The 23953-nt window shown below is 50.2% G+C and carries 26 protein-coding genes and 1 pseudogene; 7 read left to right on the forward strand and 20 right to left on the reverse strand.

Annotated elements, in window-relative coordinates; translation table 11 throughout:
• Window position 1: 1 nt before the first annotated feature.
• The 12 genes from G5B47_RS08625 to G5B47_RS08680 all read right to left on the reverse strand — a co-directional run bounded on the left by G5B47_RS08625 (window position 2) and on the right by G5B47_RS08680 (window position 10902).
• Window positions 2-511, reverse strand: coding sequence for a (2Fe-2S)-binding protein (locus G5B47_RS08625; RefSeq protein WP_165096893.1), 510 nt, complete (start codon window positions 509-511; stop codon window positions 2-4).
• Between the two features lie 26 nt (window positions 512-537).
• On the reverse strand, window positions 538-1410 hold the full coding sequence (locus G5B47_RS08630; protein ID WP_165096896.1) for an FAD binding domain-containing protein: 873 nt from the start codon (window positions 1408-1410) through the stop codon (window positions 538-540).
• A 26-nt stretch (window positions 1411-1436) separates the two neighbouring features.
• Window positions 1437-1871, reverse strand: coding sequence for an SRPBCC family protein (locus G5B47_RS08635; protein ID WP_165096899.1), 435 nt, complete (start codon window positions 1869-1871; stop codon window positions 1437-1439).
• 54 nt (window positions 1872-1925) lie between these two features.
• A complete protein-coding gene (locus G5B47_RS08640) occupies window positions 1926-2621 on the reverse strand; it encodes an isochorismatase family protein (protein ID WP_206107301.1) in 696 nt (231 codons plus the stop codon).
• 12 nt (window positions 2622-2633) lie between these two features.
• Window positions 2634-3005 (reverse strand): DsrE family protein, encoded by a 372-nt coding sequence (locus tag G5B47_RS08645; protein WP_165096902.1) that lies wholly within the window; start codon window positions 3003-3005, stop codon window positions 2634-2636.
• Window positions 3006-3037: 32 nt separating this feature from the next.
• Window positions 3038-3853, reverse strand: coding sequence for a DUF3891 family protein (locus tag G5B47_RS08650; protein WP_165096905.1), 816 nt, complete (start codon window positions 3851-3853; stop codon window positions 3038-3040).
• Between the two features lie 22 nt (window positions 3854-3875).
• On the reverse strand, window positions 3876-5141 hold the full coding sequence (locus G5B47_RS08655; RefSeq protein ID WP_165096908.1) for an FAD-dependent monooxygenase: 1266 nt from the start codon (window positions 5139-5141) through the stop codon (window positions 3876-3878).
• A gap of 33 nt (window positions 5142-5174) precedes the next feature.
• Window positions 5175-5867: a GntR family transcriptional regulator gene (locus G5B47_RS08660; RefSeq protein ID WP_165096911.1), complete on the reverse strand. Its 693-nt coding sequence runs from the start codon at window positions 5865-5867 to the stop codon at window positions 5175-5177.
• Window positions 5868-6007: 140 nt separating this feature from the next.
• Window positions 6008-6844, reverse strand: coding sequence for a sugar ABC transporter permease (locus G5B47_RS08665; RefSeq protein ID WP_165096913.1), 837 nt, complete (start codon window positions 6842-6844; stop codon window positions 6008-6010).
• Entirely contained in the window at window positions 6845-8200 is a 1356-nt protein-coding gene (locus G5B47_RS08670) for a carbohydrate ABC transporter permease (RefSeq protein WP_165096915.1), read from the reverse strand.
• Between the two features lie 96 nt (window positions 8201-8296).
• Window positions 8297-9601: a sugar ABC transporter substrate-binding protein gene (locus G5B47_RS08675; protein WP_165096917.1), complete on the reverse strand. Its 1305-nt coding sequence runs from the start codon at window positions 9599-9601 to the stop codon at window positions 8297-8299.
• 182 nt (window positions 9602-9783) lie between these two features.
• Entirely contained in the window at window positions 9784-10902 is a 1119-nt protein-coding gene (locus G5B47_RS08680; protein WP_165096919.1) for an alpha/beta hydrolase, read from the reverse strand.
• Between the two features lie 349 nt (window positions 10903-11251).
• Here G5B47_RS08680 and G5B47_RS08685 point away from each other — a divergent pair, with 349 nt between their 5' ends.
• Together G5B47_RS08685 and G5B47_RS08690 are read left to right on the forward strand one after the other, a co-directional pair.
• On the forward strand, window positions 11252-12124 hold the full coding sequence (locus G5B47_RS08685; RefSeq protein ID WP_206107302.1) for a LysR family transcriptional regulator: 873 nt from the start codon (window positions 11252-11254) through the stop codon (window positions 12122-12124).
• A 299-nt stretch (window positions 12125-12423) separates the two neighbouring features.
• Window positions 12424-13597: pseudogene (locus G5B47_RS08690) on the forward strand (transposase).
• Window positions 13598-13703: 106 nt separating this feature from the next.
• On the opposite strand, the gene G5B47_RS08695 reads toward G5B47_RS08690, so the two are convergent.
• The 3 genes from G5B47_RS08695 to moaA form a co-directional block, all read right to left on the reverse strand.
• The gene (locus G5B47_RS08695; protein WP_165096923.1) at window positions 13704-14948 is read right to left on the reverse strand and encodes an MFS transporter; all 1245 of its coding nucleotides are present in this window, start codon (window positions 14946-14948) and stop codon (window positions 13704-13706) included.
• 225 nt (window positions 14949-15173) lie between these two features.
• Window positions 15174-15878 (reverse strand): GntR family transcriptional regulator, encoded by a 705-nt coding sequence (locus tag G5B47_RS08700; RefSeq protein WP_165096926.1) that lies wholly within the window; start codon window positions 15876-15878, stop codon window positions 15174-15176.
• A 156-nt stretch (window positions 15879-16034) separates the two neighbouring features.
• Entirely contained in the window at window positions 16035-17048 is a 1014-nt protein-coding gene (moaA, locus tag G5B47_RS08705) for a GTP 3',8-cyclase MoaA (protein ID WP_165096929.1), read from the reverse strand.
• 321 nt (window positions 17049-17369) lie between these two features.
• Between moaA and G5B47_RS08710 the strand changes: the two genes are divergently transcribed.
• The 4 genes from G5B47_RS08710 (at window position 17370) to G5B47_RS08725 (ending at window position 20235) form a co-directional block, all read left to right on the forward strand.
• Window positions 17370-17588, forward strand: coding sequence for a PspC domain-containing protein (locus tag G5B47_RS08710; protein WP_165096932.1), 219 nt, complete (start codon window positions 17370-17372; stop codon window positions 17586-17588).
• 46 nt (window positions 17589-17634) lie between these two features.
• The gene (locus G5B47_RS08715; protein WP_165096934.1) at window positions 17635-18351 is read left to right on the forward strand and encodes a PspA/IM30 family protein; all 717 of its coding nucleotides are present in this window, start codon (window positions 17635-17637) and stop codon (window positions 18349-18351) included.
• A gap of 165 nt (window positions 18352-18516) precedes the next feature.
• The gene (locus G5B47_RS08720; RefSeq protein WP_165096937.1) at window positions 18517-19419 is read left to right on the forward strand and encodes a copper amine oxidase N-terminal domain-containing protein; all 903 of its coding nucleotides are present in this window, start codon (window positions 18517-18519) and stop codon (window positions 19417-19419) included.
• Between the two features lie 87 nt (window positions 19420-19506).
• A complete protein-coding gene (locus tag G5B47_RS08725) occupies window positions 19507-20235 on the forward strand; it encodes a 3'-5' exonuclease (RefSeq protein WP_165096939.1) in 729 nt (242 codons plus the stop codon).
• A 90-nt stretch (window positions 20236-20325) separates the two neighbouring features.
• On the opposite strand, the gene G5B47_RS08730 is transcribed toward G5B47_RS08725, so the two are convergent.
• Window positions 20326-21135, reverse strand: coding sequence for an aspartate dehydrogenase (locus tag G5B47_RS08730; protein ID WP_165096942.1), 810 nt, complete (start codon window positions 21133-21135; stop codon window positions 20326-20328).
• Window positions 21136-21289: 154 nt separating this feature from the next.
• Here G5B47_RS08730 and G5B47_RS08735 point away from each other — a divergent pair, with 154 nt between their 5' ends.
• Complete coding sequence (locus G5B47_RS08735; RefSeq protein WP_025333874.1) at window positions 21290-21628, forward strand: 2Fe-2S iron-sulfur cluster-binding protein; 339 nt, start codon at window positions 21290-21292, stop codon at window positions 21626-21628.
• Between the two features lie 243 nt (window positions 21629-21871).
• Here the strand turns inward: G5B47_RS08735 and G5B47_RS08740 are convergent, their stop codons facing one another.
• The 4 genes from G5B47_RS08740 to G5B47_RS08755 form a co-directional block, all read right to left on the reverse strand.
• Entirely contained in the window at window positions 21872-22189 is a 318-nt protein-coding gene (locus G5B47_RS08740; protein ID WP_165096945.1) for a hypothetical protein, read from the reverse strand.
• Window positions 22190-22263: 74 nt separating this feature from the next.
• Window positions 22264-22578 (reverse strand): 2Fe-2S iron-sulfur cluster-binding protein, encoded by a 315-nt coding sequence (locus G5B47_RS08745; protein ID WP_025333872.1) that lies wholly within the window; start codon window positions 22576-22578, stop codon window positions 22264-22266.
• Window positions 22579-22642: 64 nt separating this feature from the next.
• Window positions 22643-23311, reverse strand: a complete 669-nt coding sequence (locus G5B47_RS08750) for a GntR family transcriptional regulator (protein WP_165096948.1) — start codon at window positions 23309-23311, stop codon at window positions 22643-22645.
• Between the two features lie 102 nt (window positions 23312-23413).
• Complete coding sequence (locus G5B47_RS08755) at window positions 23414-23887, reverse strand: GlcG/HbpS family heme-binding protein (RefSeq protein ID WP_165096950.1); 474 nt, start codon at window positions 23885-23887, stop codon at window positions 23414-23416.
• Window positions 23888-23953: the final 66 nt, after the last annotated feature.

The following is a 23953-nucleotide window of genomic DNA, read 5'->3' on the forward strand; positions in this document are numbered from 1 at the left end:
GTCACTCCGCCCTTTCCCTCATTTCTTTAGCCGCGTATTCCACCGCATCGACAATCCCCTGGTATCCTGTGCAGCGGCACAAGTTGCCGGAGATCGCTTCGCGGATTTCTTCACGGCTAGGGTGCGGATTGTGCTCAAGCAGGTGACAAGCTGTCATCAGCATACCCGGCGTGCAAAATCCGCATTGCAGTCCGTGCTTCTCCCAGAATCCCTTCTGCAGCGGATGAAGCTCCCCGTCCTCGCTCTCCAGGCCTTCAACCGTCAATAAGTTCGCCTGATCCGCCTGAACGCCAAATACGAGACAGGAACGGACGGGTCGGCCATCTATCATAATTGTACAGGCTCCGCATACGCCGTGCTCACAGCCCACATGCGTTCCCGTCAGCCTTAGTTCGTCACGCAGGACATCGGACAACAGCATGCGAGGCTCCACGTCGACCGTATATTCCTTATGGTTGACCTTCAACGTTATCGTCTTCAACCGGCTCGATTCCGCGGTTTTTTCCGTCATGGACGCTCATCCTCCCTTTCTTCCTGTCAGGCCTGTTTCGCCCGGTCCGCAGCTTTCTTCAACACACGGCGGCTTAATGCCACGCACAAATCCTTGCGGTACTCCGCGCTGGCGTGAATGTCTTTCTCCGGGTCGACCAGATCCACGATCTGCGCGCATTTCTCCGCGAATATTTCTTCACTCGGGGCCTCGCCGATCAATTCGTCGGTGACATCCTCCAGCTTGACCGGAATGCCGTCCACTCCGCCGATGCAGAGCGCAGCGCTCTCGATAAGGCCTTCCTCATCCAGCGTAACGGAAGCCGCGGCGATAATGATGGCGAAGTCGCCGCTGCGCAGGGTAAACTCTTCAATCGCATGGCCTGTCCGTTCCGCAATGACGGGAAAATGTACGGATTTGACAATTTCATTCGGTTCAATCGTCGTCGTCATATACGTCAGGAACAGTTCCTCCGGAGTCAATTCCCGCTCATCTTCGCTCGACACAACGGTCACTTTCCCGCCGAGCGCCGTCAGCATAACCGGAAGCTCCGCCGTAGGGTCCGCGTGCACGATGCTGCCGCCAATCGTTCCGCGGGAACGAATCTGCGAATGCCCGATCAGCTTAATGCCTTCCGCGAGCATCGGACAGCTATTCTGAATCTCGGGAGAGTGCTCCACCATGTAATGACGGGTCAGCCCCCCGATGACAATCTCGCTGTCGCCGATTTCAATTCCGGTCATGCCCGGAACGCCGTTAATATCAATCAGAACCGGCGGCCTGGCCAGCCGCATATTCATCATCGGAATCAGGCTTTGGCCTCCCGCCAAAATTTTGGCGTCATATCCGAACTCATCCAGTAGCGATAAGGCTTCATCCAATGTTTCCGGTTTATAATAATCGAACGCTGCAGGTTTCATTGTGTGCGGCTCCTCCCTTACCTTCCCTACACTTCCTTCGCAAGCTTCTTGAAGAAGTCTTTCACAATCAACTTGCCGATCCCGGACAGAATGCGCTGGCCCACTCCTGCAATCAGACCGCCCACCTGGGCCGTTCCGTCATATTTGATAATCGTTACCGAATCGCTCTCGGCCTGAAGCTCAACGCGGGCGTCGCCTTCAATGAATCCGGCCGGACTGTTCGCCTTCATAACAAGGCGGTAATTCTCCGGCTCATCCTTGTCGAGAATTTTAATCTCCGCTTCATAACTGCCGCGCACCGCCGCAATTCCGATCGTAATATCGGCCTTGTACGTATCCGGCTCCGTCTCAGTAATCGAATTGCAGCCCGGTGTGGCCTTTTTCAGAACATCCGGATCGTTAAGAGCTTTCCACACCGCTTCTTTACCGGCCTTTACCTTTACTTCACCCTGAACCTCCATAAGTATCCTCCATTTCTGCTGCCCAAGTGTGTTGATTAACGGCTGCTTGTCTTATTAAACGTTTAATGGTTTAAGTTCCGCGATTACTTCGGCTACCGGCACGACATCCGCATATTTCTGCTGCATATCGAAAAGATTGATCGCATGGGAGGCAATGCCGCGGTCAAACACGCATTCCTCCGGCACAATGACTTTAAAATTGTAAGAGAACGCATCAATGACGGAAGCACGCACACAGCCGCTTGTTGTACAACCTGTCACAATGACTGAATCGACATGGCGCGCCGTCAAATACGACATCAGCGGCGTTCCGAAGAACGCGCTCGGCTTCTTTTTGGAGATGACGATTTCGCCGTATTGCGGTTCAAGCTCCTTGACCACTTGCGCTCCCTTTGCGCCTTCAAGAAGCTCGGGGTGATCGAAAATGTTGCCCTTAATGGCAATCCGGTCATTCGGAGCTGACTTGCTGCCCTCAATAATCGTGAAGAACACCGGAATTCCGGCCAGTCTTGCGGCCGTCAGCAGTTCCTTGATATGGGCAATCGCTGCCCAACTGCTTTCCCCGCAGCTTGTCGGATATTTCTGAATGGATTCCTCGATACTCTCCGGTGAATCGCCTGTGAATCCGTACTGCACATCTACAATAATCAGGGCCGGACGGCTGCCGATGCCCATTGCATGGCCAAGACCTGCCTTCGCGTAAACCCTCTTGTCCCGTTCATCCAGATAGTTGTCCCAGATTCGCCCCACGAGCAATCCTCCTTATCCGTAGGTAATAACTCGGTCATGATCAACCGTCAGACGCACCAGCACGTTCGGTTCCGCAAGCCGGGCCTGCTTGCCGCTTAGTTCCTTCTCCGTCATTCCCCGCGCGCCGCAGGATATCCGGGAGAGATAAATAGCCCCTCCGCCTCCCACAATCGCATCATAGGATTCACGGACTGTCGTTACGCCGTCTCCCACTCCGATCACGCTGTCCAGAATGTCGTCGCGCAGAAGCTGTACGGCGCTCCCCGCAAGAAACATGGAGACGAAATGCCCTTCCTGAATGGCAGTTTTGGCGATAAGAAACGCGCGGTCGGCCTGAGTCGGCGCTTCAGGTCCATGTGTGAGATGAATTAAAATTTTGGCCATGCCATTTCCCTCCTTGTCGGTTTCAATGATGATCAACCTTTTGCCGGAACCAGCTTCCAGACAATCTCCTCGGTCTCGGCCTTCTCCATCACTTCATAAAGCTCCTCATGCGAAGCGTAGCGGGTATCGGGAATTTTGCGCCGCAGCACGGTCGTTTCTACCACCGAATCGAACGGGAACGGATCGACGGCAACGCTGCCGTCCCCCAGCCCCTGAACTGTAATCATTTCACCCTCAGAACCAAGCGTCCGGCGAACCGGACCAAGAACCCACTTCTCCTTCGTGTCCTGAGTCAGCATAGATACGTACTGGGACAAGCGGTCCATCATCTGGACCAATTCATAGTTCATCCACAGGTTATCTTCAAACAGGCTTCTTCGCTCCGCGCGGTTCCACAGGGCCATCTTCAGATCGACCCATTCCTTCTGCTGTTTGATCGTATTCTCGTCAATAAACGGAGCCAGTTCGCCTGGAATTTTGAATGTAAACGACGGATCATACCCGAACCGGTTGGTGTACAGACCGATCCAGTGCATGCCTACGAGCAGTCCGGCATACGGGTCTTCATCCCTGACCTGCTCATATCCCTTGCCGTAGAACTCGACATGCTGGAGCAGATTGACGCTTAAGAACGGAACGGGTTGTCCCGTTTCCGGGTTGAACAGCACCTTCATGTCCGACTCGACCCAGCCGATATCATGCTTCTCTACGGCCAGACACATCGACTCAAAATGATCCGGACGCCGGAACTGCCCATTTCCCCAGCGGCGCGCAACCTGCCCGGCCTGAACGGAGTGGTCGTATTGATTAACAATGTGCAGGTTGCCGTCATTTTTTATAATAAACATAAATAGACTCTCCCTCCGGCGGTTAGTCGGCAAAAACAAATGATGGGTCAATGTCAAGCGGCTTCTCTCTCGTATAAAGACGCTTGTACGTATCCGTGATGTCCGGGAGCTTCGTGCAAATGCTGAAAATATGAGGGGCCAGATCCTTCTTGACAGGCTCCCGGGTCAGGAATCTTTCCAGGGTTACCTGAAGATTCTGGATCATCTTCACCTCATCCTTGCGTCTGGCCTGAACCTGCTTCAGCGTTTCAAGCGACAGATCGCCGGTACGGAACCCTTTATAAATAACATCCGCCGCAATAATTGCAGTCCCCATCGCTAGTGTGCTGCCAACCGCTCCCCAGGGCGTGACGCAGTGGGCGGCATCGCCGATCAGCAGGCAGCCGTCTTTGGCCCAATCCTTGACATACCGCATTTTGCATAACAACAGAACAAAGGACTTGAAGTCTTCCATCGGCTCCACATAAGGTTTAAGAATGGGCAGGTCTTCGAGAATCCGGCTTTTGAAGGCTTCGATGCCTTCCTCCTTGATTTTCTGAAACTCGCCCCTTGTGAGCGAAATTCCGCATTGGATGAGTCCGCCCAGCTTGGGCAGGAAGAGATAATTGTAGTTTTTCTGGAAGTAGAAGTGGTAGATGTTGTAATCCCATGACTCCGGTTTCTCAAAAGAGAACCACAGCAGGTCATTCACATAATAGTCGAGGTCCAGTTCGAAACCGGCAAGTTTTTCCATCGTTGAATTCCGGCCGTCCACGGCTACCGTTACCGCCGCGCGAATATCGAAATCCCCTTCCTCCGCCAGCTCCTCCGCGTTTGTAGAATCCCCTGCTGTTCTCAGCGCATGAACGCCGATGATTGTGTCGCCGTCTTTAATCAGGTCTTTCACTTTCGTATTGAACAGCAACTTAAAATTCGGATAATGGCGGGCTTTCTCCAGGAGGGCTGCCAGCATCGTCGGCTGGGTCAGTCTGGCACAATAGCTCTCCTCGTCAATTAACGTATTAAATGCGAGCTGCATAATTTCCTTATGATCATGGAATACAACCACTTCATTGATCTTTACATGGTCTTGGCTTTCGATATAGTCAAGCAGGTTGAGCTGCTTCATCATCTGGACAAAACGCGGCTGGGTAATTTCTCCGCGATATTCCCTGTGAAAGTCTGCATTCTTCTCCAGTACGATCACGTTAATTCCCTGTTTAGCAAGCAACAAGCCGAGCAGCATTCCGGCAGGGCCGGCTCCAACGATGCATACGTCTGTCTTCACTTCGTTCTTGGGCGTCTCCATAGATGCGTCACCTCTCCCTTCCGTACCATCCGTTTAACTTTTTCGAAGTTCTCCTGCCATTTGCAGCGTGCCTGGCGACTCTATGATGAGTTTAATGGAATCCCATACATGCTCCTGCATCCGGGAACGGGCCAGCTTCGGGTTCCGGGCCATCAATGCATCCAGAATGCCCTGGTGCTGATGGAAGGTGCTGAAATGCCGATCCTTATTGCGGCTCCATGCCATGACTTGAATCCAGTTAATACCCACTCTTAAATGCTGGAGCGTATTTTTTAATGAGAGATTTCCGCTGGTCTCCACGATGAGATCATGGAACTGGTTATTTAGCTCAATCGCTTTATCGGAGCGTTCCGTCTCAAATGTCCGGTGTAGGCGTAGAATCTCTTCCATCTTGTCGAACATAAGCCTACTTCCCCGCTCGGCTGCGAGCTCCGCAGCCAGGCCTTCGAGCTCGGCGCGAAGCTCGTAATAATCCTGGATTTCTTTAGTAGAGTATTCTTTGATACGGACGCCGTGATGGGGGACCAATTCAAGCACCTGCTCCTGTACAAGCATTCTCAGCGCTTCCCTGATCGGTGTGCTGCTGACACCAAGCATCTCCTTGAGCTGGCGCTCCCTGATCCATATGCCCGGTTCAAACTGGCCGCTCATTACGTAGTCAAACAATCTTTTATAGACGGCCATGGTTGTTGTTTCTTTAACTAGCCTGTCGGGCTGCTGCGTCATTTGTACTCACTCCTTGCCTGTCCGGGTTCGGTTTCCTGTCCCTAAAAAAACTATATTATATATAATATATATTGTTAAATATCAATTGCTTATGTTCCGATAAAGTTGATGAATGTTAGATATACCGGGACTCCGGCGGTTCAGCCCTTTTCGCCGCCCGCAGTCAAGCCGTCCACCAGAAAACGCTGCATGATCATAAACAAGAGCGTGATCGGTATGGCGATCAGTACGCATCCGGCAGCAAACACCGTAAAGTCGTTCGAAAAATTGGTGGTGATCATATCGTACAGCCCGACAGCAAGCGTCTTCGTCTCGGTTGAGCTTAATACCAGTCTCGCGAAAATAAAATCCGTGAACGTGCCTGTAAAACTGAGAAGCGCCATATACACGATCATAGGCGTGGACAGCGGTGCGACGATTCGAAAAAAAACGCCCAGATGATTCGCTCCGTCGATCCGGGCAGCTTCAACCAGCCCTTTAGGAATCGTATCGAAGTAGCTTTTGGCAAACAGGAAGAACACCGGCGAGCCTGCTACATAGACGATGATGACAGCCAGATGCGTGTCCAGCAGATTCATCATGTTCAGCAAAATGTAAACGGCGATCATGCTCATAAAAGAGGGAAACAGCCCGAGAACCAGCAAGGTGCTCATCAAGGTTTTACGGCCGCCAAAACGGAAGGTGGAGAATATATATCCGGTCAGCAAAATCAGAATCGTCATAAAAATCGTGCTGATTACTGAAATTTTGAGCGAATTCAAATACCAGAGCCCGAAATCATATTTGGCAAACAGTTCCTTGTAGTGAATGAAGGTAACCTGCCGTGGAATAAGCGACTCACTGAATAGCGAGCCTCCGACGCGCAATGAGGACATGATGACCCATATGGCGGGATAGATGGAGATGACACCAACGATGATCAGAAAGGAATAAACAGATGTGATGCTGACGATTTTTTTCGGTTTTACACCACCCATTTATTTAACCTCCTCTTCCTTGAACGCTTTCGTGTTGCGTATACTCCAGACGGCAAAGAACGACAATATAATGAAGATAAAAATTCCAATAACCGAGGCAAAATTGTATTGGCCCTGATCAATGGTCAGTTTATAGATCCAGGTAATCAAAATATCGGTATGGCCGGCGAATCTGAAATCCGAGCTTCCAGGCTTTCCTCCCGTGAGCAGAAAGATCAGGTTGAAATTGTTAATGTTGCCGACGAACTGCATGACGAGCAGCGGCGCCATCGAGAACATAACAGCCGGATACGTAATTAGCCGAAGCTTTTGGAAGCCGCTTGCTCCATCGATATCGGCCGCTTCATACATATCGCTCGGAATGGTGGACAGGATTCCGATAATCATCAGCATCATCACCGGGAAGCTTAGCCAAAAGTTGACGATCACCAGCGTTATTTTCGCCATCGTCGGGTCGGAAAGCCAGGGTACGATGGGAAGTCCCAACATTTTCAAATATTGATTGATCGGACCGAACTGACCGTTAAAAATGTTCTTCAGAATCAAGGTCGAAACAAACGCCGGAATGGCGTAGGGCAGAATGAAAAGCGTTCTCCAGAATGATTTCAAACGCACCTCTTTGCGCTGCACCACAAGAGCAACGGCAAATCCGCCGATAAAACTGGTCAGCGTCGTAAGCAGCGCCCATACAAATGTCCATAGCGCCACAGAATATAAGGTATAGCTCCACGATTTGATCACGAAAATATCCTTAAAGGTCTTGAAGCCCTGCCAATCGATCAAATGTGCGGGCGGCTGATTGTTGATCGTGTAATTCGTAAAAGCCAGCAATATCATGAATATAATAGGCATAATGGTGAAAAACAGAATGCCGAGCATAGGGATGGAGATTGCGATCTGCGGGAACCGGTAATCGGCAACGTATTGCAGGCTTTGCTTGAACGTGTTCGTTGCTCCGCCTTCTTCTCTTACTTTTCCGGTACGGTACGCATCTTTAATGTTCAAAAAATACATCCAAACAAACACAATCAACAAAAATATGGTAATCAGACCCTCGACCAGAAGGAAGATGGAATGATCGCCCATAACTTGCTTGTATATTTTACCTACCTTTTCCAGATGCCTTTCTTTTTCGCCCAGAGTGACAATGCCCCAAATAGCATGCGGAAGCCGGGTAACCGCCGTATAGATTCCCAGACAGGAGAAGATCAGGAGTACAATCCCTTTCCCGTACTGACGGTTGTACAATTGGCCAAGACCCATGAGAAGAACAGACAAGACTGCCGCAACCTTACGATGTTCGACAACCTTGTGAGGCTGATATACCCCTTCCAGCGTCTTGCGATGCTCGTACATGTAGCCAACTCCTTTAATAATTCGTAATGGATACCCCCGGCTATGTTCTGCCGGGGGGAATTTACTGCTAACCAAGCGTTTAGGCCATTCGTATCGTTACTGACTTCCGGCAATCGAATCTTTCAAGCTCTGTGCGGCTTTATCCAATGATGTTTTGACGTCGGCGCCGTCCCATATTTGTTCAATGGCCGGCGTGAATATGGTATCGTTGTACGCCAGAACCTTCATTTCAGGAATAATCGGGTAAAAATGCGATTGCTTCAATTGGCGAATGAAGCCCAGGGTAACCGGATCATCCTTGTACAGCTCTTCATTTTGCAGGTTTTTGGCCAAAGGAAGGAACCCGGTAACTTCATTGATCTTCATCTGCATTTCTTCCGACATCAAGAAGTTGGCGAACAGCTTGGCGGCGTTCGGATATTGCGTATACGACCCGACGAAGAATCCGCCGACGCCGGTCATTACCGGAGCCATTTTTCCGTCCGGCAGGTTGGGCAGCGGCATGGACTCTACTTTGAAAGGAAGCTGCTTGAATCTTCCGCTGTTCCACGTTCCATCCATAATCATGGCGACTTTGCCTTCTTCCCAGAGGCTGGTCTTAACGCCAACAGACGCATCAGCTGCCTTTAAAGGCAATATTTCTTTCAGGCTTTGGAAATATTCCAACCCTTTAACCGCGCCCTCGTTATTGATGCCAATATCGTTTGCGTCCGTTCCGTCTTTGCCGAAATAATAACCGCCCTCTGCAGCCATAAACGGATAAGCGCTGTCTTTGGAGTTAGCCTCAAAGAAAAATCCGAATTTATTGTTTTTGACATCGTTAAACTGTTTCGCAAAAGCTTTAATGTCATCCCAGGTTTCGAATTTGGCATCCTTCACTAAATCCTTGTTGATGAATATGGCGGGCAAATAGGCATAGCTAGGGTAACCGTAGAGAATACCGTCCCACGTGAAAGACTTGATCGCCTCTTCAAGCATCATATTTTTGGTGTCTTCTTCAAAATAATCGTTGGGCAGCACACTGCCCGATTTCACGGCATCCCCCAAATCAAGGCTGCCAAGGACAAAGACGTCGGCTCCTTTTCCGGCCGGGCCATCGGCTTTATATTTATTCAGGATCGCGTCGTAACCGACATCTTGCAGCGTTACGGGAATGTTGAATTTTTTCTCGAATTCCTGTACCGCATATTCAGAGAATGGAGTCTTGGGGTGCCAGAATACAAGCTTGGCGCCGGGCTCGGGGGTAAGCTCGTCCGTTGACGCTTCCGCCGGAGCACTGCTGGAATTCGGGGTTTCGGATTGTTGAGCGGAATTCGTGGAGTTTGCGGAGTTTCCGCCACATGCGGCCAAAGCAAACATCAGCATGAAGGACAATACTACCAATCCAATTTTCTTCGTCATTCCCATCACTGCTCCTAACTGTTAGTAGAGTTATATAAATCATTTGCATAACCGGTCTTCAGGCCGATGGTGCCGCTTCTTCCTATGTTCGATGAACTAAAGCGATTCGATTGATTACATAATCTTTACAATTCTCTTATCTCGGAGTAATTATGGGATGATGAATGTGGTTAAACTTCGACTCAAAGCATTCTTCGAATTCCTTCGGAAATTTCATCAAGACAATCTTCCGCTTGAGGGTACAGTCCGAGCTTATCCAGAAAACCGTGATTCGTGCCGTTGTACTGGATCAGCCTGGTTTTGACTCCGCATCTTGACAGCTTTCTGGCATAGGCTTCAGCTTCCAATCTTAAATAATCGTATTCGGCTGTCAGGATCAGAGCTTCCGGCAGATCGTTTAGCTGTTCAGCTAATAATGGAGAGATATAGGGTATGGATGCTTCTAAATTTTTCGCGTATACCTGCCTGATGATTTCAAGGTTGCCCTTTATTTCCTGAATACCCGGCATTATAAACTCGTGATTTCTGTTAATGATATACTCGTCAATGCTCCAGCTGAAATCGTCCGTGACGGCTTCGGCATTATTGACGACGGGATAAATCAATGCCTGATACTTGATCATTCCCGTCCCCAATTCCTTATCTTTCAGGGCGCAGGCTGCTGCTAGGTTTGCGCCGGCGCTGTCGCCCGCAACCGTAATTTGATTCCTGTTGATGCCAAGTTGTTCGGCACTCCGCCAGGTCCAATTCACCACATCGAGACAATCGACAAATCCGGCCGGAAAAGGGTGCTCGGGAGCAAGCCTGTAATCCACGGAGATAACAACGGCGTCAGCCTTCTCTGATAAAGCTTTACATACATTCTCCGCGCCATCCACCGTTCCGCCGATAAATGCCCCTCCATGAAAAAATACAACTACAGGCAGTTTCTCTCCGTTTCCGGGTCTATATATACGAATTGGGATAGTGCCGTTCGTTCCGTTAATGACAAGCTTGGAGGTTACAACTTCCGTGTCCGTAATATCCTCGCTGCCCGAACCGAGCATGCCGGCTCTCATCCGGAGGGCAATCTTCTCAAATGCCCTACCGTCTGAAGGCTCCGATTTACGCTCATCGTCCGAAATTTCACTCTGATGCTGCTGAAGGACACTTAACACTCTCGGATCAAGTTCGCCGTCATTATCCGAATCCGGAATTTTTTTAACAATAAAGTCGTACCCGTCTTTAAATTGCGTCACTGATTGTTCTTTGACAAGCGATAGCAGTTCCGCATACTCATTCTTCTTTTTTTGGTAATTCAAATTCCTTGCCCATCCCCCTTCTGCACTTGTGAAATTAAGTTTTGAAAAGTTAGTATAGTCGGATTATAAAATGCATTATATATAATGTTAAATATGAATCCCTTATTTCCAAATAAAAATAAAGCATGTTATATGTGTTTTTCGTCTAAACCGCTATGATAAATGTCACTTTATATTACACAATAACTATTTTATCAGGCTGAATTGTTAATAAACCGTGGACTAAATATTATATATGATATATATTGTTACATAGAAGAAGGTTTCGAGGTTGTCGTGAAGGATTTGCAGGTTGTAACTCATATTACTAATATTTCCACATTGTGTTATCAGGGGGGAATTCTTGACCATGAACATCGTGCATCTGGAGACTTTCATCATCGTGTGTAAATACGGTAATTTTACAGAGGCGGCCAAACATCTTTACGTTCCTCAACCAACCGTAACCAACCGCATCAATCAGTTGGAGGATGAGCTCGGTCAAGAGCTTTTTGCCAGAGGAAAGTCAGGAAAGCGAAATGTTCAGCTTACGCGTGCGGGAGAAAGATTCCTGCCTCATGCCCAATCCGTCATTGATACGCTCAAGATGGCCAAGCAGGAAATTACCCATACCACCTCGTTGTCGATCGGAAGCTCGGTTCCCCTCAGCCACCCTCTCATCTATAATGTCATTCAGGATCTTTCCAATCTGAACGAGCATTTGAATATCCATTTGATCTTCCTGGAATCTTCCAGCATTTTGAAAGCACTGGTTGATAATGTAGTGGACGTCGCCTTTACAACCGATTTAATGATGAACACCTGCTATCAGAGCTATCCGCTTGGCTCTGAGGAGTTCAACCTGATCCTCCCCACCGAGCACCCGTTATCGAATCAGCCCTTGCTGGAGAACTTCACATGCATGAAAGAAGAGAATATCATCTTCTATGAACCCTACAAGAACAACATTGCGGATTTAACGGATCTGGATTTTAAAAAGAAGCTTTATTCCAACCAGGTCGAAGTGATCAAAAGCCTGATCCATGAACAGCACGGAGTCTGCTTTCTTCCCCCTATGATTCTTGAGAAGGAAATAAAAAATAACGAAATGGTCAGCATTCCGTTATCGGAGAATATTCAACTGAATAAAATCAACTACTATTTAACCTGCAATAAAGAGAATCTGTTGAAAAAAGGAATTCGTTTGAATCAGGATAACTGGACCTTCGAAGAGGTTGTCTAGCTGTTAAGATATACTTAACGAGTGGTATTATAAAAGGGGGTGTCCCAAAAGCCATGAAATGGCTGCTTGGGGCACCCCTGTTTAGAGCAGGATCGACGTGAGTGCTTGGTGTGGACGCTCCGCGAACGGACCGTTGTTCCAATCGCTGTTGTGTCCAGATTTTTTTCATTCTCCTGGGCGGTGAAAATCCGGACACAAAGGCGACCGCTGCCGCTTTTCCACAATCGTTCCGTCCTCTCCGCTGCTTTAAGCGGGAACAGTTTCTTAAAAACGCAAAAAAAGAAATCGCTCTTTTGGTAATGGACCAACTTTGCTTGCCAATGGATCTGGAAGAAGACATTCCAGAACATCACCTCGTTCGTGTCGTTAACGCAGCCGTGAATCGGCTCGACGACGCCATCTTTGACGCTGCCTATCCCGGCGGTGGCCGCGACAGCTACCACCCTAAAATGCTTACCAAAGTCATTATCTATGCCTACGCCCAGCGAATAAAGAACGTCCTCGAAAAGGTATTTACCGCCGTGCTTCAGTTTCTGGCTGACGAAAAATACGTTTCTCTGGAGCATTACTTTGTGGACGGAACCAAAATCGAGGCGAACGCCGATCGCTACACTTTTGTATGGGGCAAAGCTGTCAGCAAACACAAGGCCAAACTGCAAGAGAACGTACATGCCCTGTTCGCTGACATCGAAGCGGCAGAGAACCAAGAAGAACACGAATACCAGGGAAGAGACCTTGCTGAACTTGGCGAGTCTTCCGAGATGAGCAGCGAGAAACTAGAACAAGTAGCGCAGAAACTTGAAGCCCAGCTATTGGAGAAACCCAAAGACAAGCCTCTGAAAAAAGCCGTTCGGAAGCTTCGAAAGGATTTGCTGCCAAGGCTGCTGAAGTACGAACGGTACCAAACACTACTTGGCGACCGGAATAGCTTCAGCAAGACAGATCCGGATGCAACTTTCATGCGGATGAAGGAAGACCACATGCGGAATGGTCAACTCAAACCCGGCTACAATGTACAGATTGGGACCGAAAATCAGTTTATTTTGGCCTACAGTCTCCACCAAAGACCGACAGACACTCGCTGCTTACAGCCGCATATGGAAAAGGCAAGGCAGATGCTTGGGAAATTCCCACAGACGGTCATTGCAGATGCAGGCTACGGCAGTGAAGAAAACTACGCCTACCTGGAAAAGAAAAAGATTCAAGCTGTGGTGAAATACGGCAGCTACCATAAAGAGAAAAGTAAAGCCTCGGGAAATTCTGCGAAGTGAGGAAGGTTACGCCTTGGCCGTACGTCGAATGACAGAGCCCGAAAGTGTATTTGGACAACTGAAAAACAACCGGGGCTTCCGGCGATTTCTGCTTCGCGGCATGGAGAAAGTGACGCTTGAGGTCGGGTGGCTTTCCCTTGCCCATAATGTACTAAAACAAGCCGCAGTGGACCAAAAACGCAAAACAGCGATTCTCCAATAACCGGAGAATCGCTGTTTTGCTGACTTTTTGCGTTTTCTAGAATGAAGAAGAACTGTCTCTGACTTTGAAAATCTACTTATGGGACAGCTCCCTTTTGTGTGGAAGCTTATAACGCATGATCTAGAGATGTCTCTCCTTCGTCCATGTCCAATGCATCAGGGCGAGTCTCTTTGCCCAGAAGAAGTACACTGAGAGCACCGATGACAATAAACCCGCAAAATATAGCAAAGATAATACCGAAGGTAACCTCTGCCGCTACAAGATACCCAAGCAGCAACGGTCCTAAAATCCCTCCTATACGTCCAATTGCCGACGCTGTTCCAGTACCGGTTGAGCGAATTTTAGACTCATATTGCTCCGGGGTATAGGCCCAAATGGTACCTATTGCTCCTACATTGAAGAAGGAAAGGAGAATGCCGCATACCATAAGCATAGACAGCGAATCCGCAGTGCCGAAGAAATAGCCGAAAATGGCCGCCATGATTAAGTAGGTGCTAATAACGAACTTGCGTCCCACTTTATCAATCAACCAGGCAGCGCTTAGTAAGCCGGGTAATTGAGCCAGTGTCATAACAAGAACGTATCCAAAGCTTTTGACCAGAGCAAATCCTTTGAGAACCATCACCGACGGCAGCCAGAGAAACATGCCATAATAGGCAAAGAAAACACAGAACCATAAGAGCCAAAGCATGATCGTGGATTTGGCATATTTACTCGACCAGATGGCTTTCATATTTTCTTTAATGGAAGGCTTCTTCTGCCTTGGTTGTCGAAACGATGGTGAATCCGGAATTTCCCGCCTTAAATATACGGTATAGAGGGCTGGCAGCGCGCAAATCAGCAAAGCCGACTGCCACCCAAATTTAGGTATTACAAAATAGGATATGACCGCCGACAAAATCCATCCGGCAACCCAAAAGGTATCTAACAAAACGATGGTTCGGCCGGAATGCTTCTCGGGAATGCTTTCGGATACTAACGTGCTTGATACGGGAAGCTCTCCGCCTAGTCCTAAACCGATTAAAAAACGGAGAATAAGAAATACCGTGAATGTTGTTGCTAACGCGGAGAAGCCACTGGCAAGAGAAAACAATAATACAGTAGCCAATAATATCGGCTTACGCCCAACACGATCGGCAAATATTCCTGCTAACAGAGCGCCAACCATCATTCCTAGAGAATTGATGCTCCCGATCCACCCTATCTGCTGGGGCAACAGATTCCAATCTTTCATTAGAGCTGCACCAATGAATGCAATAATGCCCACATCCATCGCATCAAAGAGCCAGCCAAGTCCTGCAACGAACAACAGTTTCTTTTTAGCCACCGGTTTGATTATGGTTGTTCCCATGTCATTCCTCCTCGTTGGTTAGGAACCCGATTCGTCTCGGTATACCTTCTTTTTGCAACGATGAATTGTCATCGTATACTTATTTAAATTTTAAAATATATTATATATAATGTTAAATATCAATTACTTATCTCCAGATAAACAATATGAATGTCCATAACAAAAAAACATGTACACAAGGACCATAAGTCTAAACTTCTGGTCTTGGTACATGTCTAAATCTGTTCAATCGGCTTGATCCGATTCTCCCGCTTGCTCGCTTGCTTCTTCTTGCCGGGAATTTAGCATTAAGCTGATCGTATCCCATACATGCTCGTGCATTCTGGCATGGGCTAGCTGGGGGTCCCTATTAACCAGCGCCTCCCAAATCCCGCGGTGCTGGTAGTCGGTAAGCGCATGGCGTTCTTTATTCCGATTCCATGCCATTACCTGTATCCAGTTAATTCCCGCGCGCAAATGATGCAGGGTGTTCTTCAGCGCCAGATTCCCGCCGGCCTCCACAACAAGATCATGAAACCGATTATTTAATTCAATGGCATCTACGGCGTGGCCGGTACTCTCGCGATGTGCATGCTCCAGATTTAAGAGATTCTCCATCTGCTTGAAATGCGAGCTGTTCCCCCGCTCGGCGGCAAGCCTGGCCGCCATTCCCTCCAGTTCGGCGCGAAGCTCATACAAATCCTTCAGCTCTTTCAGCGATAACTCCTTGACTCGAACACCGTGATGGGGAACAGATTCCAGAATGCGCTCCTGCACCAGCATGCGCATCGCTTCACGAATCGGTGTACTGCTTACGCCGAGCATCTCCTTCAGTTCGCGTTCCCTGATCCATTCACCCGGCGGAAATCTCCCGCTCAGCACCAGATCATACAACCGTCTGTATACAGCCATGGTCGTCGTTTCTTTAATAAGCTTATCAGCTAAGTCCATCAGAGTCTTCCCTCCAGGCAATAAGAACAGCTTCACCCGCCCTTATTCATATGAGCCGTGTCAGCTTCTGCGCGAATATAAGACGATCATTGAAACATCCTGCCTATATGATAGCAGATTCTGGTTTTCTCGTAAAAGCCCGGGATTTATAAGTATCTATCCTCCGATATAAGACATTTCAATCTTCTGTTTGCCGCTTGCTTCATGCGTATCCTGCCCCCGCTTCGCGCTGTACTGATTGTCCCTGTTATTCCAGACGGACGCTATCCTGGCCGCCAGTTCTTCATCCGACAGGCCAGACCGCAAAAGTTCCCTGAGATCGGTACCTTCAGTGGCAAAGAGACACGTATACAAGGAGCCGTTCGCTGAAATCCTTGCTCTTGTGCATGTTCCGCAAAAGGCATCCGAAACCGCCGAAATAATACCAATTTCCTGCTCCGTTCCTTTATACCGGTAACGGGAAGCCACTTCTCCGAAGTATTGGCCGGGAACAGCCTCAAGCGGCATCACATGACGGTCAATCCTGTCAATGATCTCTTGCTTGGTTACGACCTTGTCAAGATTCCATCCGTTGGTGTTTCCCACGTCCATATATTCGATGAAGCGGATCGTATGTCCAGCGTCCTTGAAATACTTCGCCATCGGAACAATATCCTGATCGTTGGCGCCTTTTTGAACAACCATGTTGATCTTCACTTTCAACCCGGCCCGTGAAGCCGCTTCAATTCCCTTAAGAACCGGTTCGACTCCGACCCCTCTGCCGTTAATATGACCGAATCGCTCGTCCGATAACGAGTCGAGGCTTACCGATACGCGTTTCAGTCCCGCAGCCTGCAAGCTCGCGGCATATTTAGGGAGCAACACGCCGTTTGTTGTCAGCGCTATGTCCTTAATACTCTCTATGGAAGCAAGCTTGTCTAATAACAGCGGAAGATCGATTCTGAGCAGCGGTTCGCCGCCAGTGAGACGTATCTTGGTCACACCTAGAGCCGCAAATATTTGCGCAAGTCTCGTTATTTCTTCAAAATTGAGCAATTCCCATTTGGGAAGGAAGGGATAATCAGGCCCGAAAATTTCCTTAGGCATACAATACACGCAGCGAAAATTGCAACGATCCGTGACGGAAATTCTCAAATCTTTGAGCGGGCGTTGAAGTAGGTCATTGATCATAGGTTCCTCCCGAAATCCGCATATATCTGATAAATATCATATTGTGATTCTATACTATACAGCATAGTGTATAACTTTTAAAATACCAATTGCTTATGGCTAAATAAAAATACTTAATGCTTATCAAGACTTTTCCGACAGACTAAAAGCTCTGTTTTGCAGAGCTTTGTACGTTCCCCATTCATTTCCCCGTCCAATTGCCGAACCTTCCCCCGTCTAAGGTCGAGATCGCAAAACCGTCTCCGGCCCGTTTTGCGGCGGCCTTAAAGACACTAGAATAAAAGCATAGATAACGGATATGACGAAGGGAAGAGATGAATTATGAAAAAACTTTACCGTTCCGAAAGAGACAAGAAATTCAGCGGCTTGTGCGGGGGCTTGGCCCAGTGGCTGGGCATCGACTCCACGATTATTCGCCTGGTTGCCGTAATCGTCGCTTTGGGCAGCTTCGGGTCGTTCATTCTTTTTTATCTGATCGCCAGCCTGATTGTTCCGAGCGAACCGACAGGAAGCTTCATGGACGGACACCAATATTACTAAGTTAGAGACTTGTAAAATGCTGAATACAAAAAAGGGAGAGATACCGATGAGTATTTTGGAAAGAATTGCAACGTTGACGAAAGCCGCCATGCACGAAGGGTTGAACCGTCTGGAGAACCCGGTCATTATGACCGGGCAATATTTACGCGATCTGGATGACCGGATTGAGGAAGCCGAGCAGCAAAGCCGCGATTTGCAGGCAGCAGCCAAGCTCCTGGAGCGGCGGCTGAAAGAATACGCGATGCTGGCTGAGCTTAGCGAAGGCGACGCCTTGAAGGCGCTGGAGCGAGGCGACGAAGAACAGGCCAAGCAGGCCATTGAGGCGAAGCTGGCGTACAAGGAGAACGAGCGGGAATGCGCCGCCGGGCTGGAAGAGACCCGGCAGGTTCTGGCGGGGCTCGGCTATGAGATTGCCGCCGCCAAGGAAGAACGGGTCCGGCTGAAAGCCAAGAGAGCCGAGCTTGCCGAACGCACCGAGCGTCTCCACAAAGCGCCGGACGGCCCCGCTTCCACTTCCATTCCCGCTCCCCGCCGCACTGCATTCTCCGGCCTGAATACTCATGCCGCCGCGCGGGGCTTTGAGCGGATGGAAGAAAAAATCCAGGAGTGGGAAGCGAGACGGGATTTTCCGGTCCGGAATGTTTCTCCGGCTGTTGACACTGAAGGCGGCCGCGCCGACGCCCGCGTTAAAGAACAGGCGGCAGCCGAGCTGGAACGCCTGCGCGGACGGATGAAGAGCGCCGGGCAGAAAGATTCGGAATAATACGAAGACGAAGAACAGCTTTCCAATACCGAGCGGCGGTTACGGAACTATACGGGCACTCTCCTTGCTGGCAGGGAGAGTGCTTTTTATTGTAAGATTCTGTAACTTATTGGACCGGGCTGCGTCTAAGATGTAAAGAATCTTTTTACCGGAGGTATTCGTGCAATGAAAAAGCTGATAAGTTTGGGCTGCGCCGGAGTCCTTGTCCTGGCATTGATATCGGGAGGAACAGCGTCAGCGGCTGGCGAAATCGAAGTCATCGTGAACAACCGTACTGCCGGGCAGAAAACCTCCGCCTATCTGACGAACGAAACGACTATGGTCCCCTTAAACGTTGTGCGGCAGATTCCGGGAATATCGGTAAGCTGGGATAACCAGACCAAGACGGTAAAGGTTATCAGCGGCAGTGAAGCATTTGTTTTGGTTGCCGGACGGAAGTCGGCCTACACCGGTTCCAGTAAAATCGCGCTTTCCAAGCCGGCCACCCTGCTAAAGGGGCGCATCATGGTTCCGCTGCGTTTTATCGCCGAAGCGTCGGATGCTTATGTGACCTGGAATTCCCATTCCCGTACGGTGTATGTGGCAAAGGCCGACAGCAGATTGAAGGAACGCCTGGCGTCCGGCAATCTGACCGAAGCGCGGAGAGCGGCCCTGCAGCTGCCCCGCGTGAGCAAGATCAGGAACCTGAAACCGGCGCCATCCTCTCTGGAGGGCCAGAACTTCACCTATTATTTTCCGGAAGGCGAATATGGGCGGTTCTTGACCATAAGCGGGGACGTTGTCTCTTATTATGAAGTGGTGAACGAACGGAGTCAGCTGATTTGGACGGCAAGATTGGTTGGCGGCGCAAAGACGGACAGCGTTCTGTTCTACAAGGAAACCAAGGCGTCCGAAGAGAGCGGCGTCCGACCCATATTGACTAACCGTCTCGCCTACTTTCATGTCATGCCCCATATCGGCGCCGCCTCTTACGGCTTTATCGACCCGGACGGAACGGCGACGGAGCTCGGCACCCAAGATGTCATCATGAATCAAGAAGTCGTCGATATTCCGGGAGAGCAGAAGTAACTCGCTCTATTTTCAGAGCCGCGTCTGCTATACTTATAGAAAGGGAAACTTTGAATCTGCCAATAAAGAAAGACAGGAGCTTGCATGATGGATTTTGTGGCAATCGATTTTGAGACGGCGAATGCCGGCCGGGCCAGCGCATGCGCATTGGGACTGGTGGAAGTGAAGGCTGGGAGGATCGTGTCCGAGCAGGCCTGGCTGATTAATCCGGAGCAGTCATTCGACCGCCGAAATATCGCCATCCACGGAATAACGCCAGAAATGGTCGCCGGGCAGCCGACATTCCGCGAGCTGTGGCCCTTCATTGAACCGCTTATCCATGAGAAAAATGTAGTTGCGCATAATGCTTCCTTCGATATGAGCGTGCTTCGCTACGGACTGGATCAGAGCGCTCTGCCCTATCCGTCCTTTCAATATTGGTGCACTTATTTGCTCGCCAAAAAAATGCTGGCCGGCCTCGGCTCTTACCGTCTTCATATCCTTGCCGAATATTTCGGCATTCCCCTGCGGCATCATGACGCGCTGGAGGATGCCCGCGCCGCGGCGGTCATCCTGCTGAAGCTGTCGGAGCAGGCGGGGCACTCCGGCCTTGCGGCGCTGGCGGAAGATTTGGGCTGCCGGATCGGCTCGCTGCATTCCGGAGGCTATACGCCGTTCTCGATCCCGGCACGCAAGCCGTCCGGCAAGAAGACGAAAGCTGCCGGGAAGAGGCCCGGGATCAAATCGGCGTCCGTCCCTGCGGAATCCGAATCCGCCCAAGCCCTTCTCCAGCATAACGAAACGGCAGCCTCCAGCGAGGCGCCGGGCAGAGAATAAGAAGAGGAGGCATGCTCCTTTTCAGGATATGCCTCCCCATTTCATGGCCGGTCTTCGCCCGCTGCGCTCCCGCTTCATATAATCTATAGATTACAACCCGATCATAAACGGCCCGCTCAGCTTCCGCAGGTTATGGATCACGCTCATCGCTACTATGTAGCCCGTCTTCGGGTTAGCCGCCGAGGGCGTATTGCCTACCTCCAGCTGAAGCTCTCCGAATTTGCCGCGTGCCACGACCTGATGCCGGTTGGACGTAATGCCTGGATCCACGAACACTTTAACGGTGGTTCGATCGAAGCCGATTCCGGCCAGACTGAGCGCCGCTGAGACGTTGACGCTTTCCGGGAACAGCTTCGCCGACTCCCTGGCCGGCCCCTCGAAGACGCACACCGGCTCCGTCAGTCCCTCCAGATTAAGCTTGTCCTCAACGAACGTGCCGATCCAGGCCTTCGGCGGTTTGCGCGTGATGAGCGAGACCTCTTCCATGTAACCGACGCTTGCGGCCGCGATCCGGTCAAGTCCGGCAATGGCGGCCGAAGGCACGACCAGCCGATGTCCGTTCTCGCGGGCCGTCTTCATGAGCCGGCCATGAAGATCTTCATCCGCCAATGCCCCGGCGCTGACTACCATGAAATCCGCAGTCCGCAGCACCCGTTCTCCATAAGCGGCTACGGCCGAATGTCCGGCGCATTCTACAACAAGATCAGGCGCCTGCTCCATAAATTCGTTAAAGCTTGCGGTGAACAGCGGCTTGCCGCTTTTACCCGCAGGGCCACTTTCGCAGGTTAGACCCTTGCGAACCAGCACAGCTGCCAGAGAAGCTTCTCCCGCTTCACCCCGCTGTATGAAGCCTGCCACGTCCGTTCCAATCGTTCCGTACCCGATAATTCCGACTCTCAAATCCGTTCCTCCTGTCTTCTAATCTTTCGGCATCCTGTACAAATAAAGACTTTATTTTCTTGCTATTCATCATAACAAAAAAACGGTATTTGGTATACCATATACCAAATATTTATGGTATACTTGTCTTACTATCACAGGGAGGGATGCTGACATGCCGGTAATTAAATATGATACCTCTGGAAAAACGATTGAAGTGGCTGAGAACGCCAATCTGCTGCGGACCTCGATTCGTTACGAAGGCTCGGTCCCCTACAAATGCGGCGGAGGTCTGTGCGGAACATGCCGGGTGAGGGTCGTCGACGGGCAGGAGCATCTCAGTAAAGTGATGAAAAAAGAAATCGACAGACTCGGCCAGGATAATATCGATCAGGGCTACCGGCTGGCATGTCAAACCTTCATTACCGGAGATGTAACGATCGCTTGGGGAGACAAGGACCTTGAACGTCTCGACAAGATCGCCAAACGCCGGATTAACGCAGCCAGCTCCTAAAGAGTTCCAGGAATAACCTTTCTTCAATAAAAAAACAGAAGGTGCCTACCGCATACAGCGAAAGGCGCCTTTTGTCCGTTATGCCCTTCCTGTATAACCGTTTGGCCCTATATCTCTGCCCTGATCCGATCCGCCTGTTCCGAAGCTGGCCGGCAAACAGAATGCCTAAGGACAGACATAAAGCCCAAAGAATGAAAAAAACACAGAGGACTTCTCCTCTGCGCTTTTTTCAATAAACCCCGATCAAACCGGCTGCGCCTGGGCTTCCGTTTTGACAACCCGGCTGTCCTTATCGATATCGAGCTCGTAGATTTCCTTCTCGATTTCTTCGGTCGTTTCGAACTTGGGGAACACCTTCAGCGGAATGCTGTTATCCGGAAAAACTTCACCAACCCCTTGAATAAGTATGCGGGTATCCTGACTTTTGATTTTGCAGATGGAGAACGTCGTCTTCTTCTTCCCGAAAAAGTAGTAATCGTAATTCGCCATCATTTCCAGATTCGGGTTGTCCGTTACCGTCCGGTAGCGTTCTGTCGTCGACAGCATCACATATTGGCTCATTTCCGGTTCCTCCGTTCCTCTTCCTTATTTAAGTCTTATCCGTTTAACCAATTGCCTTAAAAGTTCGGCTCTCTTTAAGAGCTCCCAGCCCGGGAACGGACAGCACTCTCCTGCGCAAGCTCAAGATCCTCGTGAACATAGATTTGGCAGGCCAGCCGGTAGCCGTCCCGGATTTTGTCCCCAAGCATTTTGTTCTCTTTCCAGTTGGGCTCGGGCAGCGTTTCCCCGCCGCTCAGCACCTTCACCATGCAGCGTGTGCATTTCCCCATTCCGCAGCCATAGGACAGACCGTCGAACTTCCTCGTTCCGGCGAGTACAACCAGATTACTCCCCGGCGCCACCTCCTGCTGAAGCAGCCGGCCGTTCTGATGAAGCTTCACGATGGGCATAAGCGATCGTCCTCCCTATTCCCGCAGCCATGCCCCAGGAATGTCAGGAAGACAGGCTGCTGTGTTATTGATGGTTTAAAGCTTGCAGATAAGCTTGTTTGGCATTCTCCAGATGAATCCGTGTCAGGCGACTGGCCAATTCAGCCTCGCCGTCACGGACCGCTTTGGCAATCTCCAGATGTTCTTCCGTTGCCTGGCGTCCACGTCCCGGAAGTTCATATCCGAGCTCCACGAAAGCCCGGATATAATCGGACAAGCCGTCCAGCATCTGGGTAAGACGTGGACTCTGCGCCGCGCGGAAGATCACATCGTTGATTTCAAAATGGAACTTCCAGCGCTCATCCGAGCCATCCTGCTCGGCGAGTACAGTCTCCATCTTCTTGATAATCTCCGTTAACTCAGCGTGTTCTTCAGGGCTTGCTTTCTCGGCGGCCAGATTCATCGCCAGTCCTTCCAGCGCCGATAGAATCATAAAGATCTCGACTACTTCCTCCGGCGTCAGCTTGGAAACGATTACGCCTTTACGAGGAAGCGTCTTGACGAAACCCTGGGATTCGAGCCGAAAGAGCGCTTCGCGAATCGGTGTCCGGCTGACATTTAGCTGATCGGCCAGCTCCCGTTCGATGATACGATCGCCGGATTTGTATTGGCCCTGCACGATCGCCTGTTTGATATATTCATAAACTTTGTCACGGATCGGCGTGATTTCTGCACTGTTCCAAACGACTGGCATATGGTATACCCCCGAGTAGATTTTCCTATAATATTATAGATTACAGACTCGGTTTTCAACCCTGCTGCCAGACTCTTCCATTCTCCTCCTTCAGCGAAGCGGCTACTTCTTGATATCCGCATCGGTCAGCACCTCATAAGCGGAGCCGAGGTGCTCCTGCAGCGCGGCAAGCGCAGCCGTTCCGACTGCAGTGTCCTGTTCGCCATTGCCTCCGCTGATGCCGATGCCGCCAACCACCTCCCCGTTGACAACAACCGGAAAGCCGCCGACGAAGATGGCGAATTTGCCCGGCAGCATCACATGGATGCCGAAAGCCTCGCCTGTCGGACTTGCGGGACCGCCCGGCTGATTGAACAGATGCGTCGACCGCTTGTGGCCGGCTGCCGTGAACGCTTTGGCAATCGCGATTTCAGGACCTGTGATGCGTCCGCCGTTCATCCGCTCCAGCGCGACCACATACCCGCCGTCATCGACCACACAGATCGATTCAAGGGCATTGACCCGCCGGGAGGCTTCCTTCGCCGCCTCGATCATCACCCTGGCTTCCTCCAGTTCCAGCTTCAGTACCGATCTCATCGCACTATCCTCCGTCTATTTTTGGAATCATAATCTTCTGTCCAGAGCAGCATTTGTTGGCAGACG

This window comes from Paenibacillus apii, assembly GCF_011043685.1.
Lineage (GTDB): Bacteria > Bacillota > Bacilli > Paenibacillales > Paenibacillaceae > Paenibacillus_AQ > Paenibacillus_AQ sabinae.